Raw genomic sequence first — 17,264 nt, 5'->3', positions numbered from 1 at the left:
GCATGGATACAATCCTGAGCATTAAAGATTACTCTCTCAATTTTAAGACGTTCGATGGGGTGTATCACGCGCTGAACAATGTGAATTTATCCGTAAAAGAAGGGGAAGCCTTGGGCATCGTTGGCGAAACCGGATGCGGAAAATCTGTAACCGTGCGCAATATTCTGGGCCTGTTACCAAGCCCACCGGCTGAGGTGGTCTCGGGGGAAATTCTCTATGCAGACAGAGACCTGCTGACGTTATCGAAAAAGGAAATGCAATCTATTCGGGGTGTCGAGATCGCCATGATTTTTCAGGATCCGATGACCTATCTCAATCCGGTATTTTCGATTGGAAGTCAGATGATGGATGTGATTATGGCACATCAGAAATTTCTGCCAAGAACGCAGCGGAAAAATAAAAAGGAAGCCCGTTTGCATGCCATAGAGATGTTGCATAAAGTGCACCTGCCCAATCCGGAAAAACAGTTGAGCCGATATCCTCATGAATTGTCGGGGGGGATGCGACAGCGGGTTTTGATCGCTATGGCGCTGTCGGGAAATCCCAAACTTCTAATTGCTGATGAACCGACGACCGCGTTGGATGTCACCATTCAGGCCCAGATCCTTGATTTGATTGCCGAGTTAGTGGCGCAGATGGGGCTGTCCGTAATTATCATAACCCACGATTTGGGCGTTGTTGCAAAGATCTGTGACAAGGTTGCTGTGATGTATGCGGGTGAGGTCGTGGAGTATGGAACGATCAAGGATGTGTTTGGCAAACCACAGCACCCTTATACAGACGGGTTGCTCAAATCCATTCCGCATCCGGAACGGCCGCCAGAAGATCTGTCGGGTATCCCCGGATATCTTCCTAATCTTCTTAATCCGCCCGCGGGATGTCGATTTTTCGAGCGGTGTTCGCGCGCCAATGAACAGTGCAATAACCCGCCGCCCTTGAAACGCTTCAATGCCGGGCATCACGAAGTGCTTTGCCATTTGGCGAAAGGAATATGACGGATGCTTGACGTTAAAGATCTGAAAGTCGGTTTTCCTGTCCGTCAAAGTGGTGAAAAAGCGGTATTGATGGCGGTAAATGGGGTCGATATTCGTTTGGAAAAAGGAGACGCCCTTGGTCTGGTCGGGGAATCCGGGTCCGGAAAATCGACCGTTGGTAAAACGATTTTACGGCTGAATAAAAACTCGTCTGGACGTATTGTCTTTGATGGTCAGGAAATTTCCAAAATGACATCAAAGGAGGAGATGCGTTACCGGCAACGAGCGCAAATGATATTTCAGGACCCCCATTCGGCACTTAATCCCAGAATGACTATTTTCAGGTCAGTGGCAGAACCATTGATCCTGCAAACAAAAATAAGAGGGGGCGCCTTGAAGCGGAAAGTTCAGGAGCTTCTCGAAATAGTCGGGTTACAGAGGCAGTTTTTATACCGTTATCCCCATGAATTGTCCGGCGGTCAAAAACAAAGGGTTTGTATTGCCAGAGCCATCGCCCTCAATCCTGAACTTCTGGTTTTGGATGAGCCGACTTCTGCATTGGATGTTTCTGTTCAAGCTCAGATCCTTGAGTTTCTTAAATCAATTCAGACTGAGCTGGATCTGACTTTTCTGTTTATTTCCCACAATCTGGCTGTGGTTCGACATATCTGCAATAAGGTTGCCGTCATGTATCTGGGGCAGATTGTTGAACAGGGCGATACAGAAGACGTATTTAGCAATCCCCAGCATCCTTATACGAAAGCCCTCTTGGCGGCGGTGCCATTGCCTGAAATTAATCAGAAACGGCGTTCAGAACCGCTCCATGGTGATATCCCCAGCCCTTTAAATTTGCCAAGAGGTTGCTTTTTTGGATCGAGATGCCGCGAGAAAATTGTCGGTTTATGTGACCAGTCTTCTATATCAAATACCGAATTACCGTCCCGACATCTGGTCCGCTGTATCAAGGTTGCGCGAGAGAGGGAACTGGCTGAAACACAAGCAGAAATGCCCATCCCGTTAAAGGCGGAATAGCATCAATTGATTGAATTGGCTTTGGCTTTGCTGATATTTTGCAGGATCAGGCGCATAAGCTCCTGACTATTGGATACCCCCATTTTCGCTAGCATTCGGGCACGGTGGATTTCAACAGTACGATAGCTGATTTCAAGATTTCGGCCAATTTCCTTATTGCCCAACCCATCCAGGACATATTCAAATACCTGCCGTTCCCGTTTGGTGAGTTTCTTTAACCGATTGCTTAGAGTGCCCCCTTGTAACAGTTTGTCGCCGTTCGAGGTGGGCGAGGATTGCTTGAGAATTTTGTTGATAACACCGGCGACGATCCGATGAGCAAGAATAACTGGTTTATTTGCGAATTTGCACAATATCTGCCGATCTTCATTTGTATAACCCATAGAGCTCAGGATCAGAAAATCGCAGTATTTCAGCTTATCTGCCGCATTTTCCAAAGCCTTGATATCTCCTGATCCTGCGGATATCTCTGTCGCAAAACTGTGCTTTGATTTACCAAACCGGTAGGGCTGACTTGATAAGGGAACAATCTTGCCGGCAGTTTGTCCTGCAATGATCATGGTTTCCATGAACTGATCCAGTGTGTTCTGACTATGAATGACAAATTCGTTCGTATTGCCCACATCAAAGGCACCGGTTGACGCAATAACCGTCAGATCTGACAGGCTTTTTCCCCGCCCCTGGCATAATTCGTTGACACGTAGTCTAAGCCAGCTTTCTGAAATGGCGACAGCCGTGCCATCGTTCAGGAGCGTGGAAATACCGACTTCATGGGCAGACGGCTCCAATTCAGTGATGTCTGTGCGGGTTAGTCCGTCCAGAGCACCAAATTCCGTAACCTCACATGACATGTCGATATGTTCCAAGATTGACTTTATCAGGGTGTTGCGGGGCGTTTGTCCCATAGAAATAAAGGTAATTCGCTGACCCATTCAACCCTTCTTTGCTTGTTTGTACAACCTATTGGTTTTTATATACTAGGATGAAATGCCTTAATGGAAAGGGAAAAATTAGGTGTAGCTACGTATTCTTTGAAAATTTCGCACGGTCTATGCTCAGAATAATTGAATAGTGATGATATGAAAGCGTTGTTGAGCAATGTTCGAATTAGAGGATACCCCGGCCCTTGAAAAGGGAGGAAAAGTAGCGCTCGCTCCGGGGCAGCGTGTTCTGACGTTAGAGGATATCGAGGCATTAGCTGTGGGGGCATGGATTCTCGGAACCGGCGGGGGTGGGTCGCCGTATCTCAACCTCTTGAACCTGCGAAAACTGTATGCTGAGGGTCATCGCGCTATTCTTCAGAACCCGGATCATTTACCGGATACAGCGAGTATCGCAGTTCTGTCTACTCAGGGGGCGCCTATTGTCGGACAGGAGCGGTTGAGTAATCCGGAAAATTCGATCAAGCCGATGAGAGCCATGGAGCGGTTTCAAAATCGGGATTTTGACGCGGTTATGGCGCTGGAAATTGGCGGCGGGAACGGATTGCTTCCCTTATTGGTGGCCATATTGGCGGGGCTGCCTGTCATCGACGCGGATAGTATGGGACGGGCGTATCCGGAAGCCCAAATGACCAGTTTTTCTGTGGCCGACCTGCCCTGTGCACCGATGGCAATGGCCGATATTCGGGATAATGAAATCCTTATTCATAAAGCCGAAAACTGGAAATGGATGGAACGACTAAGCCGGACAATCTGTACAGAGATGGGGTCCACGGCCACAACCTGCAAGGCGCCCAGAACCGGGAAAGAGGTAAAGGAATTTGGTGTTTTGTACACAACGACAAAGGCCATTGATCTGGGATATGCGGTTCTGAAATCCCGCGCCGATCATTTGGATCCTGTCCAGGCCATCCTGAACCAATGTACCGGAAAGCTCATTTTCGAAGGAAAAATCGTTGATGTCGAGCGGCGGACAACCAAGGGGTTTTTACGAGGCAGAACCAAACTGGAAGGTATGGGTAAGGACCAGAATGCTGACTTTATTCTGGATTTTCAGAATGAATTTTCGGTGGGGTATTGTGACCTTGAACCGGTTGTTATGACGCCAGATCTTATCTGTGTGGTCGATAGCGTTAGTGGAGATGGAATAGCGACAGAAACACTGCGTTATGGGCAGCGCGTTTCCGTTCTGGCGCTTCCATCCCCGCCTGTATTCCTCTCAAAGCGTGGTCTGGATCTGGTCGGCCCGAGAGCATTTGGATACGACTTTGAATACAGATCCGTTTTTTAGGGGGGCTTATGTTTCGTATTGGAATAGATGTTGGCGGCACGAATACTGATGCAGTGTTGATTGATGAAAACTCTGTTGTGGGGGCTGTGAAATCCCCCACTACGGAAGATGTCACAACGGGCATAAAAAATGCATTGGTTGAGTTGAAGCGCTTATGCGGTGATCAAACTGGTCTTGCCTCAAGCATCACACTGGGAACAACCCATTTCATCAATGCCGTTGTTGAAAGAAAACGGCTTAATAAAATCGCCGCGCTGAGAATTTGTTTGCCTGCTGCGGCCAGCTTGCCGCCCTTTATTGATTGGCCTGCGGATATTGCAGCGCTTGCAAACGGCGGCATCTATATGGTTCGGGGCGGTGCAGAATATGATGGTCGCCCCATCGGAGCGCTGGATGAAAAAGCAATATCTGAGGCGGCCCGTTCGATCCGGAATTCTGGCATAACATCTGTTGCCGTGAGTTCCGTCTTTTCCCCACTGATTTCCGATTACGAAAAACGGGCAGAGGAGATTTTACGGTCTGAATGTCCGGATATCAGGGTCACCTGTTCCCACACCTTGGGCCGAATTGGGTTACTGGAGCGGGAAAATGCGACGCTTCTTAACGCGTCTCTTCTTGATCTTGCAGAAGGGGCGACGGACGCGTTTCAAAATGCGCTGGAAGAAATCGGCATCGCTGCGCCGCTTTTTATCAGCCTGAATGACGGCACTGTTACGAGTGTGAAAATGGCGCGAAAATACCCGGTCTATTGTTTCGCGTCTGGGGCGACGAATAGTATGCGAGGGGCGGCGTATTTATCTCATATGAACGACGCAATTGTCTGCGATGTAGGCGGTACAACAGCAGATATCGGCTGTCTTGTTAACGGATTTCCCCGGCAGGCCAACAGCACGGTTTCCGTTGGTGGCGTGCGCACGCTGTTCAGGATGCCCGACCTTTTATCAATTGGCGTGGGTGGCGGCACAAAAGTGTCGGTGGATCCCGTCACGATTGGACCGGAAAGTGTAGGCTTTAGATTACAGAAAATGGCTCGGGTTTTTGGCGGTGAACAGCTAACCCTGACGGATATCGCAGTGGCTGCGGGACTGATGGATGTTGGCGACAAAAGCCGTGTCTCGTCCATAAGCGGGGCTTTCGTGGAGACCGTATTGGACGGGGTTCGGGAAAAGCTCGAGATCGCGATTGATAAAACCAAAATAGGAGCGGCGGATGTGCCCCTGATTGCGGTCGGCGGCGGCGCGGCACTGGTCCCAAAAATTCTAAAAGGCATCAGTGAGGTTCATCATGTGGAAAATCAGGCAGTCGCGAACGCAGTGGGGGCGGCGATCGCTCAAATCAGTGGTGAAGTTGATCAGATCTTTAGTGGAATGTCGCGAGAAGATGCTCTTTCTGAAGCTCTCCGGTTAGCGGAAGGAAAAGCAATAGCGGCGGGCGCATCGGAGGCTGATCTTAAAGTTGTGGAGATGGAAGACCTGCCAATTTCTTATCTGCCAGGTCATGCCATAAGGGCACGCATCCGTGTGGTGGGCGATATACAATAGCGATAACCGAAACGATCTTCTCCCTGTCGGGCGGTGGGCCACCTTTTTCAGCCTGCCGCCTTTTTTATGCCTTGGCCACATAAGGCACAAAAAACGAAATGATTTTCAGAAAAATTCCTGCGATTTCATCTCACAGGGAGGTTTGAGAAAACGTCAGTTTTGTGCTGACGATTTTTCGCCAGCTTTTTCTTTTCAGGAAGGATGAGCGCCCCCATGAAAATATCAAATGTGATTGAATGCGCCCCACTTGGCAGCTTTTATGTCGATACCAGAACTGCCGCGGCCTGCTATGAGCTTCCTATTGATGTTCCGGTGGGCGTGCGGGGTGTCCAGCCTGTGCTTGTCCTTCAGTATAGAAGTTTACAATCGGTTCCGCAAAAATCCTACCTTTCCGCAGGCTGGGATTTAAGTGGTATCCCGACGATCGAGAAAATCGGCGAAAGCCGATATATTCAGGACGGCACCGAACTATCGGTCAATGTCTGCGAGGATGGCACCCTTATTCACTTTGATAGTGAGGGAGCCAAAACGGAGTATGTTCCCCAGCCCGGTACCGGCCAAACAGTGTTCACTCTCTTCGCCATGACGGATCTATACGGTAATACAATCCGGGTCGCTTTCGATGAACGCGGACGACCAAAAACGATCGCTTATGGCTGCCGGCAAATTCAGGATAGACGGGTTGTCTTTTCTTATGACGATGAGAGCGGTCAACTGATTGGTATTGTCAGTTTTTTAGGCAGTCGTGAAATTCTTGGATATTCCCTTTTTCAGGAATGCGGGATGCTTGGCCGTATCCAGATATCAGCAAAATCCGAAGGTGAATATTTCGCGCGAAAGCCGATTGTCTTTGCTTATGACGAGAAGAGCAAACACTTGCTGACCTCCATTGTTAATACGACCGGTTCTAAAATCGACCCGTGTTACGCCGATGAAAGAGGTATTTTGGCGGGGTATCAGGAATATGTCTCTGGCCCGCTGGGAAAGGTGCAGGAGACCGAATATACAGTCACCGCGGCAGGTGAGACACATGATCAGTTCGGCACGCTGATGTTCGAGGAAATCGCGATCTGGTCCGTCGGTTCAGAGAAAGGAAACTTTTGGAAGTATCATGTTGTTGGCCGGCAAACGGGACTGCTGTGTTTGGAAGGTACGTTTAAAAAAGAGAAAGCCGAGGCGTCAGATCTTATTATTGAAGAAATCCAGTATGATTATCAATGGTTTGATCTGATAAATGGATTTCTGAAAACTAAAGAAGTGACCACGTCATGGGTGACTGAAAAGGACAAGCTTCCGTCGAAAATTCGCTATTTTGCTTATGATACGGACGGGTTACTGATCCGGTTGGAGGATGATAAATCTATCGCTAAGCGGCAGTATATCAACGGCCCGGATGAAGGGCGTGCGCAATATCTGGTTCAGTCCGCCCTCTATGATCGAAATGGGACTTTGCTGAGGCAGGAGATATTCGATTATCGGTTTGAAGAAGGATCGGGAGCGCCGGTTTCCATTTCCCGTCGGTCGATGATCGACAAAGATCAATATTCAAACGTCGAAACAAGCCGATTGAATTCGAAGGGGTTGATTTACCAACAGGTCAAAGTCGGCGGCACAGTTCACACTTATCATTATGACGACTTTTCCCTGCCTTGCCGTGAAACGATCTCTTTGCCAGAGACATCCGAAGAACAGATTATTGAAAAAACACATGCCCCGGCGTTCGGTCATCTGGTGTATGAAAAAAATCCATTTGGGGCGATTACAACGACGACGTTGGATGCGTTTGGCACCGTTATTGGCATCAATACCTGTGATTTAAGCAACCCTTCCGGTTGGGGGAAGGCCACCGGACTTGTCCCCATGCACTCGGTTGATCTGTACCAAGATCAGCATTTCAATACGATGGTCCGGTTGGAAAAACGGTTTCAGGGTGCACAGAGAGACCCCCATGAAAGATATGAAATTCTCGATAGTCAAATGCGAGTTGTTGCCGAGATTACAAATATAGACACTGGAAAATGGCAGGTTCAATTTTTTAAAAACTCGATTTCGGCCAGTGAAAGCCGCCAAAGCCTTCCTTTTGTTATTCATTGCAAGAAAGAAAATCTGGCCAAAAAAGTACGAGCCATTAAAGCCACCAAAGTTAGGTGGATCGTGCAGAAAAGGGATCTGTTTGGGCAGGATTCAGGATCGGTCTTACCCGATGGCTCGCATACCTCCATTACCTATTCCGTGAATAACGATGGGGATTTTTGTAAACAGGAAGTGGCCTTCAGCCCCAATGGCATTGTCGTCGATCAGAAAATAGAAACTGTAAAAGACAATGGAAGTTTGCACACCGTCCTTTCTGGCGATCAGGAAGAAACCCGGATTGAGTTTGATATGTTCGGGCAAATTATTTCCAAATGCGGCCCTGATAACCAGAACACAACCTACAAATGGAACGCATTGGGGCAGTGTGTATGGGAAGAAAATGCGGTTACCGGAATAACGAAACAGGAATTTGGCCCGGATCTCAGAATTTCCCGTGTGACGCACAATGAAAGAGTGTCAAAGCTGGACTATAACGGGTTCGGACAATTGATAAAAAAGACCCACAATGTCGGTAGAGAAGACGAAGCAGATTACACATTTCAGTATGCATTGGATCAAGAAAACTGTAGCCAATCCGTCACGTCCACCCATCCGGATGGGTGGATATTAACATTAAAGCATGCACCAAACGGCGAGATAATCGAGCGGCAGGTTTTTTTCGGTCAAGCAGATGCTGAAATAATTCGCAATGACCTCCATCCAGACGGCAGTGTCCGGTGTCGCCATTACCCGGATGGTCGAAGTCTTGAATTTCAGTATGAAGGGCGCGGATGGCTTTCATCGGCAAAGCTTCAGGGGCAGATGGCACCTTTGGTCTGTTTTGAGGATCACGACATTTTTGGTCGTCCGCATCTGGCAACCTTTGAAAATGGTATTCAGGAAATCAGAAAAACCAACTGTTATGGACAGGTTGAGCATTTTTCCGTTCACCAGAATAAGGGGACCTCGTCAAAAACTCTTTTGTCTCAGGATTTTCAAATATCAGCCGGTTTTCCCGGTCTTGTGCAGAATGTGGACCGCAAGAATGAAGATCGTTCACTTATCAGAAAGACCTACGATTATGATCGGTTTTCTAGATTGGTGGCGGTTGCGCAATCAGGCAGCAGTATAAGCAAAGCGGCTGAAATGCCGACCGAAGAGAGGTCGCCGCCTGGGCACCCAATTCAGCCAGAAATGAAATTTGATACGGCTGGCCTTATGGTGCGAGCGGCACATATTAACGACGCCTGGCATTTTGAATATGGATCGGATGGCCGGCTTAAAACCTGTCACCGGTCGCGCAGCGATGACGGCGGGATCGCGTCCACCTCGTTCGTGCATGACGCCTTGGGCGATTTGCTGATTAAAGAAGACGGTGCGGGGTCAACAACGTTTTTCGTCGATGAAGATTATCTGCTGACCAGACTGCCCGATGACAGGTTGCTAGCGACGATTAAGGTGTGTTCGGAACTGGGCACTGTCGCGGAGCTGACAGCCTCTTACACGCGGGGGCCGGGGCTAAAAACTTTGTTTCCCATGGCCAGGCGGTCTCGATCTGATGCCAGAAATGACCGGGACGAAACGATATCAGGCGGGAACCGTGACGGGGGCGAGACAGGCATACGCGCCAAGTTTCATCAGAAGCAGGTCGGCACGCTCTATCTGCATCTTGATTTTCAAGCGACCAGCGTTCTTGCAACTAAGGAAAATGGCCATATCGCGGCCCGTCTGGATTTTGATGCTTTCGGATGTTTGGATCCACAGAACAGCGTTGGAAGTATCGGGTTTGATCTGGTTTATGCGGGTATGAGGTTTGACCCTTCTTCCGGTTTATATCATGCGGGACAGAGATTTTACGCGGCGTCACTGAAGCAGTTTTTAAGCCCGGACCCCTTGCGGTCGACTACAGATCTGCATGCTTATCCGGTGGATCCTATCAATAATTTTGATGATCAGGGACTGTGCCCCTGTTCGAACTGTGCCCGAGCCGCGCGGCGAAATTATGGTCGATCGGCGACCATCTGGGGAACCGCGGTTATGACGGCGATTAGTTCGTTCGGATTGTTTTTTGCCTGGGATATGGTGTTGTTTGGATATGATTCTGAACTGGCCTTTAGATGGGCCATCTCCATTGCTTTGTGGTTTACGCAATTGGCCGTTATCCCGGGCGTGTATGCGTCCGCAAACCGAAATCGGCGGATTATGTGCTGTCGTGCCCGCCGACATGCAATCGGCACTGACGAAATAGGGGAATGCGGTACAGTTCTGATCCGTGCGGGGATCAGTGCCAGTGTTGGGGCTGTTTTTATGGGCCCTCTTCTCTCGTTTATTGGAAACAGTACCTGTGGACCATGGACGTTGTTCCAGTGCCCTTCGGACTATTACATTATGAACGCTGCGAGAGGTGTTTTTGCAAGCGGCGGTTCTTCGATTATATCCAGTTTGATGCGTATCGGATTGGCGCGCTGTCAGTGTAATCGGAATTCGCTTTGCATGCGCTATTGTTCGGGTCTGGTCAATCTATGGGTGGGTTTTGCTGCATGGCAGGCGCTGGATCTGGTGGTCCTGAAATTTGGATATGGTCAGGATACCATGACAATAATGGCCGGTAAGCTGTCTTTTGCAACCGGTGAGATTCCGCTGAGTATGCTGATGTCCCAACCCAACCCATTTTGGGGCATGATACCGGTCCTTTTCAGTAATAGTTGCCCAAGCTGGATGAACAGGTGTTTTTCACCGCGGGCTGTCTTTGACGATGAAAACCATCCAAGGCATGGAGACTTGGTTCCCTTTTTTCCAGGGGGTAGAGCTCATTTGGAAATGGATGAAGCGGTGCAAATGGAGGTCGTTGTTGACGGCCCTTCACGAGAGGATGATGTGCGGCCTGCTGCGGAGCGCGCCATCCTAATCGAGGAAATTCCAGAGAACAGCAATTCAGACCCTAGGGACCGTGATTTAGAGATCGGTGAGGCACCAGCAGAGAATGACGCGAACATGTCTGACGAGGCGGACCCACCCGATGAAGAAGAGGTCTGAAATTGCACTCTGGCTGATTACGCATGGATGGATCGCCAACCAAGAACGACAGGATGTGTGAGGGACCGATTTTGCCAAGCGGGGTAATCCGAGTCTGATAGCAGGTTGAGTACTTATGCGTGTCGGTTGAGTATGCTTGGTGCCAAAAAACCTTCTATCGGCGCCGTACAGACCAGTTGGGGCCTTGTCCGCCATCAGGGATAATTTTTGTCTGGCCCTTTTCTGCGCTCGCGGTTGATGCTTTCAGACAAAATCGGCGTTTCTTAAATGTCGTTCAATGAGTTTGGCAAAGAGATAAGAGGCCTTGCCCAGATTTTGGTGGGCTGAAACGATATTGCCCACCGAATAGTCCTTCAGTCTGTTGTCCTGAAACGGGATAAATCTGACTTCCCTATTTTCGACCTCAGACAAAAATCCGATTTTGGTATAAATCCCGATCCCGATCCCTGAAAGGATCGCTTGTTTCGCCATGACGTGGGAGTTCGTGTAAAAGATCGTCGAGAGAGGCGTTTTAATCGTATCGATCTCTAGATCAATAAAAGAAGATTTTCGCCGGGCATCCAATGTTCTTACCTGCTGGAAGGGAATGCAGTCTTCAATATTGACAAAATCCCGATCGGCCAAAGGATGGTTCGGTGCGGCGAGCAGCCCAAGGGGGGCAGGCACTTCGGCAAAAACCCGGAGTTCGGGATGCAGGCTGTTGACCTGATTGGTGAAGTTTAGACCGATGTCGGTCTCCCCCCGTGCGATGCTTTCATTAATTTCACCGGGGCCCAACGTTTCAACAGAAAAGGAAACACCAGGATATTCAGAGGAGAAGTCTTTTAAGACGCGGGGAAGAAAATCAAAAACCATCGAGTCTATTGCGGCGATCCTGATATGTCCGGTTTTTAACTCGCGAATATCGTCGATTTCGGCCCGTGCCTGATTAAAATAATAAAGTGTTTTCCGGCAATGCTCAACGATGACCTTTCCTGCCGGCGTCAGTTCTACTCCTTCTGGCACCCGATCAAAAAGGCGCATTCCAAACTCTTCTTCAAGTTTTAGAATCTGCCGGTTTATCGCCGACGAAGCCACGTTCAAAACCTTGGCGGCTTTGCGAATAGAGCCCTGACGAGCGACTTCATCGATATATCTAATAGATGGATGGTGCATATTATTTAAATATTACAAAGACTTAAAGTGTGATGCCTTTTCGGCATCGCCATAGACTAATTTCTCTTCTAATGGCAGCATACTTATCCTGCTACTGTCAACCTATAAGAAATATAAGGTCAAACTGACTATTCTTTGGGAGGAAAACCAGTTTGTATCAAACAAAAAAGGGGATATCAAAATGGCAATCAAACAACATTTAAATACGGACCGCCGGCGTTTTGTAAAAGGGATTGGGGCAACTGTCGGCATGGCCGCAGCCGGAACCTATCTTGGATTTGCAAAATCAGCACAGGCAGACACGTTCAACGTGAATATGCAATTGGGCTGGATCGCATCGAACGGCCAATTGGGAGAAGTCGCAGCGGATCATCTTGGATATTATGAAAAGGAAGGTCTGTCTTTAACGATTACGCCGGGGGGACCCAATGTCGATGGGGTCGCGTCCGTCGCTTCCGGAAGAGCGCAGGTTGGCCAATTGTCTTCCAGCCCGTCTCTGATGCTGGCGCGTTCAGCCGGTATTCCGATTAAATGTGTTGCTGCAGGATACCAACAGCACCCCTTCACCTATTTTTCGCTTAAGAAAAACCCCATTAAAACGCCACAGGACATGGTTGGTAAAACCATCGGAACTCAGGGAACAGCGCGTATTCTGCTTCGGGCTATGCTGGCGAAGCACGACATTGCATATGATGATGTGAACGTTGTTGTTATGGGCGGTGATATGGGTCCCTTGATGAACGGTCAGGTTGATGCGGTTTCAGGATGGCAGTCGAATATCAACGCGCTCAATATTCTTGGTGATCAACGTGTTGATATGCGCCTTTGGGACAGCGGCATCCAGCTTTATGCAAACCCGTTTTATGTCACAGACGAAACCTTGCAACAGCATTCGGATAAAGTGGAAGCCTTTGTTCGGGCAACGGCGAAAGGGTGGGGATGGGTTCATGCCAATCCACAAAAGGCGGTCGAACTGCTGGTGAAAAGATATCCAAATCTAAACTTGGAATCCGAACGAAAAGCGGTCGATGTTATCCTGAAATATGTTTTCAATGAAGAAACCAAAACGGGTGGCTGGGGCACCATGAAGGCGATCAATTGGGAACAGCAAATCGAAACATATGCAAAGCTTGACCAGTTCAAAGGGGATGTGCCGACGCTGGGCGATGTCATGACTCTGGACATTCTGGACGCGACGAAGGCTGATCGTCCGAAGGTGGGCTAAAGAAAATGCGTAATAATCTTGCTGTTGAGAACCGAAGCCCGGAAATAGATCCGTCTTCTTATGCCGCGCACCTGACCGACGCCTCGGTCAAGTTTGGAGATTTCACCGCACTCGATAAAATAAATCTATCTGTCGAAGATGGAACCTTTATGACAATTTTGGGACCATCCGGGTGTGGCAAGTCGACTTTGCTGAGATTGATTTCGGATCTTGTTCCGATCGCCGGGGGGGATGTTCGGATTTTTGGCCGGACACCCACAGAAGCAAGATTACCACGCGAATTTTCGTTCGTTTTTCAGGATTCTACATTGCTGCCCTGGAGAACGGCCCTTGAAAATGTGAGGTTACCGCTGGAGATGGGCGTTCGAAAAGACCGCCCTCTTCACCTGAGCGAAAAATCACCTGAAGAGCTCCTGGAACTGGTTGGATTAAAAGGTCGGGAAACGGCGTTACCGCATGAACTTTCAGGGGGGATGCGGCAGAGGGTGGCAATTGCGCGGGCTTTGGTCTGTAAGCCCCGTTTGTTGTTGATGGATGAGCCGTTCGGTGCCCTTGATGAGATCACGAGGGATCACCTCAATGAGCAGATATTGAACATCTGGAAAGAGACAGGTGTCACCATTTTGTTTGTCACGCATTCCATTCCTGAAGCCATTTTTCTGGGGCAAAAATGCCTCATGTTAAGTGCCCATCCCGGGCGTGTCATGGAGGTTGTGGATATTGATTTACCCCGTTCAAGGAAATTGCCCGTTCGGGAGACACCGGAATTTGTGGCAATCGCAGCGCGGTTAAGAAAATTGCTGGAGGCAGCACAATGAGTAACGTCACAGCGGATCAGAAGGTTTCAAAGCCTGCAAACTTTTTGATGGCATTGTTCAAAATAAAATATGTTCCGCCGGTTTTAGCGGCCCTTGGCCTGATCGTGGTCTGGGAAATCGGTGTAAAGCTTGCGGGCGTTCCCACCTATATTGCACCAGCGCCAAGCGATGTTGGAACAGTTCTTGTGTCTGAACTGGATCTTCTGGCCAAGAATTTCTGGCCCACATTGATCGAAAGCCTGCTTGGATTTCTGTTTGGTAACATGTTTGGTATTCTCGCCGCCATCGTGTTCGTCCACTTCAAGAAACTGGACGCGGCCTTCTTTCCGCTGGCTGTATTTGTGAACACCATACCGATTTTGGCAATCGCCCCCATCCTTGTTTTGATCTTTGGCAATGGATTAATCGCCAAGGTAATCATTGCATCCTTGATCTGTTTTTTCCCAACCCTGGTCAATATGGTTCGGGGGTTGCAGGCGATCAATCCACAGATGCTGGAGCTGGCGCGGATCCTGTCAGCCTCCAAGCCTGAGATTTTCTGGAAGATGCGCCTTCAAATGTCACTGCCATATCTGTTTTCGGCGCTCAAAATTGCCTCAACCACCTGCGTTATTGGGGCAATTGTAGGCGAATGGGTCGGGGCGGATGTTGGACTGGGGGCCTTGATTATCGATGCGACCTTTAATTTCCGATCGCCCTTGCTGTATGCGACTGTTTTCGTCTCATCAGGGCTGGCCGTTGTCTTGTTTGCGTCGGTAACTATTGCCGAAAAAGTACTGATCAAGTGGAAGCCCGAACAGGCTGTCTGATCTAAATCACGTTAATTAGAAATTTATAAATCGTGCCAGTGATGGCACTGGTTGAGGAGATAACTGTGTCTAATTTCGATAGAAAAAGCATTACTGAAATGACGCGTGAAGTGCCCGTTGTGGCGCAATCAGATGTCATCGTAGTTGGAGGTGGACCCGCCGGGTTTACTGCTGCTGTATCTGCGGCCAGAAACGGGTGTTCTGTAACACTATTGGAACGCTATCATCATCTTGGAGGGATGGCATCCGGAGGAATGGTGCTGGTCCTGGATGATATGGTCAACGGCATGGAAGTGACGGTAAAGGGGATCGTTGACGAAGTCGTGGCAAACATGGCCCGAGAAGATGGCGCCGTTTTCCCACCTCCTGAAGATTACGGATCCAGTCAAGCCTTGTGGGAGAAATGGTCTCGTTGGGGTGTGCATAATTTCCACCTTGCCCAACATCCGCAACCGATCATTCATGCAGTGGCTTTTGATCCTGATGCCTGGAAACGGGCCTCTCTTCAGATGGTCAAGGACGCGAATATCAATTTGCGCCTTCATAGCTGGTTCGCCGATACAATTGTTGAGGATGGTAAGGTCAAAGGCGTGATTGCCCAGACGAAAACCGGACGACAGGCCATTTTGGGGGATGTTGTTGTGGATGCTACTGGGGATCTGGATGTTGCCGCAGGCGGCGGCGCCGAATTCCAGACCGGTCAGTATATCGTAACAACAGTCTTCCGCATTGCAAATGTCGATACCGATGAAGCTGAAAGGTTCCGGTTCGAACATCCTAAGGAATATAACAAACTGGATCGAGAGGCGCGCCGCATCATTGGCGGTGCGTGGGAAATGTGGTGGCTCAAAACCCCAATTCCCGGTGTTGTCTGGTGCAACTGCCCTCATATGCCGGGCTATGATGGTCTGTCGGTCGAGGATAATACCAACGCTGAATATGAAGGGCGGCGCAGGATGATGGCGCTTTTCGATTATGCCAAGAAAAACCTGCCCGGTTTTCAGAATGCCAGCATGCTGGGGGCTGCAGAACAGTTGGGGGTTCGTCAAACACGGATGCTGAAAGGGGAATATATCGTCACGAAAGAGGATGTCACCAGCCGACGCCATTTTGCAGATACAGTCTGCCGTGGCCGGGATTATTACACGCCTTATCGTGCCTTGTTGCCCAAGAACCTTGATGGATTGATTGTCGCCGGTCGCCATTATTCTGCAGAGCCGGATGCGCAAAAAATGTCACGTGAGATTCCGCCTTGCATGGTTCAGGGGGAGGCAGCCGGGATCGCCGCATCCCTGGCGCTAAACGGAAATATTGCCCTGCGGGACGTCGATCCAAAAGCCATTCAGAAACAGATGCGCGCACAGGGTGCTGATCCTGGTGACGTGCCGTCCGACAATGCACTGGTTGAAGAACTCGCAGCAATTTAAAGCTTTTTGAAGAGAGAATAGTGGATATGACCAAGACGAGAGACTTGCCCCTTGATGGGATCCGGGTCGTGGATTTTACACAAGTAATGCTGGGGCCGTGTGCAACACAGGTTCTGGCAGATTTCGGGGCGGATGTGGTGAAGATTGAACGCCCCGGTTCAGGCGAGCTGTCCCGAAATGTTTTTGGCGGCAAGACCGAAAAGGATCTGAATAATCCGGTTTTTTATAGTCTTAATCGAAACAAACGGTCCGTTACTTTGGATACGCGGAATGAAGAAGACAAAAACCTTGTCTATGAGTTGGTCAAAAAGTCTGACGTTGTTGTCAATAACTTCCGTCCCGGTGTTATGGACCGGATGGGGTTCGGATATGAAACGCTTAGGGAAATCAATCCTCGGATCATATATGCTTCTGGATCCGGGTTTGGGCAAACCGGGCCGTATGTTCACAAGGGCGGACAGGATGTGCTCGCGCAAGCCATGACCGGAGTGATGGAGCGTCGGGCCGATGGGTCTATCCCACGTTCAATCTATCCAACCGCCTTGTGCGACTATACAGCGGGGATGCATCTGGTTCAGGGTATTCTGGCCGCCCTGCTAAACCGCCATAAGACAGGCGACGGGCAGGAAGTGTCTGTTTCCCTTTACGATTCAATGCTGGCCATGCAGATGCAGGAAGCGTCTTTCTGGACATCAGAACAGACAGACCTGAATTGGGCCGCTTTACCGTTGACCGGTGTCTTCGATACGACCGATGGTGCGGTTGTACTTGTCGGGGCATTTAAAGTAAATCCGCTTCAGGATATCAGTGAGGCGTTGGAACTGGGCGAAGATCTGTCTATCCATTACCCGGATCTTGAGACTCAGATTAAAAATAAAGCCTATCTACAGGACCGTTTCAGGAAGGCTTTTGCATCCAACACAACGGCTTATTGGATCAGCC

The 17,264-nt window shown here is 49.3% G+C and carries 12 protein-coding genes; 10 read left to right on the top strand and 2 right to left on the bottom strand.

The window, feature by feature from the left end; translation table 11 throughout:
- Window positions 1–2: 2 nt before the first annotated feature.
- Window positions 3–995: an ABC transporter ATP-binding protein gene (locus tag ACJAYR_RS00965; RefSeq protein ID WP_415234863.1), complete on the top strand. Its 993-nt coding sequence runs from the start codon at window positions 3–5 to the stop codon at window positions 993–995.
- A 3-nt stretch (window positions 996–998) separates the two neighbouring features.
- Window positions 999–2,006, top strand: coding sequence for an ABC transporter ATP-binding protein (locus tag ACJAYR_RS00960; RefSeq protein WP_415234862.1), 1,008 nt, complete (start codon window positions 999–1,001; stop codon window positions 2,004–2,006).
- Window positions 2,007–2,008: 2 nt separating this feature from the next.
- Here the strand turns inward: ACJAYR_RS00960 and ACJAYR_RS00955 are convergent, their stop codons facing one another.
- Window positions 2,009–2,938, bottom strand: coding sequence for an AroM family protein (locus ACJAYR_RS00955; protein ID WP_415234861.1), 930 nt, complete (start codon window positions 2,936–2,938; stop codon window positions 2,009–2,011).
- A 166-nt stretch (window positions 2,939–3,104) separates the two neighbouring features.
- Between ACJAYR_RS00955 and ACJAYR_RS00950 the strand changes: the two genes are divergently transcribed.
- From ACJAYR_RS00950 to ACJAYR_RS00940, 3 genes are all read left to right on the top strand, one after another.
- Window positions 3,105–4,238, top strand: a complete 1,134-nt coding sequence (locus ACJAYR_RS00950; RefSeq protein WP_415234860.1) for a DUF917 domain-containing protein — start codon at window positions 3,105–3,107, stop codon at window positions 4,236–4,238.
- Window positions 4,239–4,246: 8 nt separating this feature from the next.
- Window positions 4,247–5,779: a hydantoinase/oxoprolinase N-terminal domain-containing protein gene (locus tag ACJAYR_RS00945; protein WP_415234859.1), complete on the top strand. Its 1,533-nt coding sequence runs from the start codon at window positions 4,247–4,249 to the stop codon at window positions 5,777–5,779.
- Window positions 5,780–5,992: 213 nt separating this feature from the next.
- Window positions 5,993–10,888: an RHS repeat domain-containing protein gene (locus ACJAYR_RS00940; protein WP_415234858.1), complete on the top strand. Its 4,896-nt coding sequence runs from the start codon at window positions 5,993–5,995 to the stop codon at window positions 10,886–10,888.
- Window positions 10,889–11,131: 243 nt separating this feature from the next.
- Here the strand turns inward: ACJAYR_RS00940 and ACJAYR_RS00935 are convergent, their stop codons facing one another.
- Window positions 11,132–12,043: a LysR family transcriptional regulator gene (locus ACJAYR_RS00935; protein WP_169544025.1), complete on the bottom strand. Its 912-nt coding sequence runs from the start codon at window positions 12,041–12,043 to the stop codon at window positions 11,132–11,134.
- A 181-nt stretch (window positions 12,044–12,224) separates the two neighbouring features.
- On the opposite strand from ACJAYR_RS00935, the gene ACJAYR_RS00930 reads away from it, so the two are divergent.
- From ACJAYR_RS00930 to ACJAYR_RS00910, 5 genes are all read left to right on the top strand, one after another.
- Window positions 12,225–13,268 carry an ABC transporter substrate-binding protein gene (locus ACJAYR_RS00930; RefSeq protein WP_415234857.1) on the top strand — a complete coding sequence of 348 codons (1,044 nt, stop codon included), beginning with the start codon at window positions 12,225–12,227 and terminating at the stop codon, window positions 13,266–13,268.
- Between the two features lie 5 nt (window positions 13,269–13,273).
- On the top strand, window positions 13,274–14,086 hold the full coding sequence (locus ACJAYR_RS00925) for an ABC transporter ATP-binding protein (protein ID WP_415234856.1): 813 nt from the start codon (window positions 13,274–13,276) through the stop codon (window positions 14,084–14,086).
- Window positions 14,083–14,895: an ABC transporter permease gene (locus ACJAYR_RS00920; protein ID WP_415234855.1), complete on the top strand. Its 813-nt coding sequence runs from the start codon at window positions 14,083–14,085 to the stop codon at window positions 14,893–14,895. The genes ACJAYR_RS00925 and ACJAYR_RS00920 overlap by 4 nt, the downstream gene beginning before the upstream one ends.
- A gap of 98 nt (window positions 14,896–14,993) precedes the next feature.
- Window positions 14,994–16,322 carry an FAD-dependent oxidoreductase gene (locus ACJAYR_RS00915; RefSeq protein WP_415234982.1) on the top strand — a complete coding sequence of 443 codons (1,329 nt, stop codon included), beginning with the start codon at window positions 14,994–14,996 and terminating at the stop codon, window positions 16,320–16,322.
- Between the two features lie 26 nt (window positions 16,323–16,348).
- Window positions 16,349–17,264: CaiB/BaiF CoA transferase family protein (locus ACJAYR_RS00910; RefSeq protein WP_415234854.1), on the top strand; the 916-nt coding region annotated here is incomplete at its 3' end.

The organism is Sneathiella sp. (genome assembly GCF_047631475.1).
Taxonomy (GTDB): Bacteria; Pseudomonadota; Alphaproteobacteria; order Sneathiellales; family Sneathiellaceae; genus Sneathiella.
This window is presented reverse-complemented; position numbering and strand designations above follow the sequence as displayed.

Excerpts from the sequence above, each read along its gene's own strand:
- ACJAYR_RS00920 (WP_415234855.1), top strand. The coding sequence starts at position 14,083 with ATGAGTAACGTCACAGCGGATCAGAAGGTTTCAAAGCCTGCAAACTTT.
- ACJAYR_RS00945 (WP_415234859.1), top strand. The coding sequence starts at position 4,247 with ATGTTTCGTATTGGAATAGATGTTGGCGGCACGAATACTGATGCAGTG.
- ACJAYR_RS00925 (WP_415234856.1), top strand. The coding sequence starts at position 13,274 with ATGCGTAATAATCTTGCTGTTGAGAACCGAAGCCCGGAAATAGATCCG.
- ACJAYR_RS00930 (WP_415234857.1), top strand. The coding sequence starts at position 12,225 with ATGGCAATCAAACAACATTTAAATACGGACCGCCGGCGTTTTGTAAAA.
- ACJAYR_RS00955 (WP_415234861.1), bottom strand. The coding sequence starts at position 2,938 with ATGGGTCAGCGAATTACCTTTATTTCTATGGGACAAACGCCCCGCAAC.
- ACJAYR_RS00915 (WP_415234982.1), top strand. The coding sequence starts at position 14,994 with ATGACGCGTGAAGTGCCCGTTGTGGCGCAATCAGATGTCATCGTAGTT.
- ACJAYR_RS00950 (WP_415234860.1), top strand. The coding sequence starts at position 3,105 with ATGTTCGAATTAGAGGATACCCCGGCCCTTGAAAAGGGAGGAAAAGTA.
- ACJAYR_RS00965 (WP_415234863.1), top strand. The coding sequence starts at position 3 with ATGGATACAATCCTGAGCATTAAAGATTACTCTCTCAATTTTAAGACG.
- ACJAYR_RS00960 (WP_415234862.1), top strand. The coding sequence starts at position 999 with ATGCTTGACGTTAAAGATCTGAAAGTCGGTTTTCCTGTCCGTCAAAGT.
- ACJAYR_RS00940 (WP_415234858.1), top strand. The coding sequence starts at position 5,993 with ATGAAAATATCAAATGTGATTGAATGCGCCCCACTTGGCAGCTTTTAT.
- ACJAYR_RS00935 (WP_169544025.1), bottom strand. The coding sequence starts at position 12,043 with ATGCACCATCCATCTATTAGATATATCGATGAAGTCGCTCGTCAGGGC.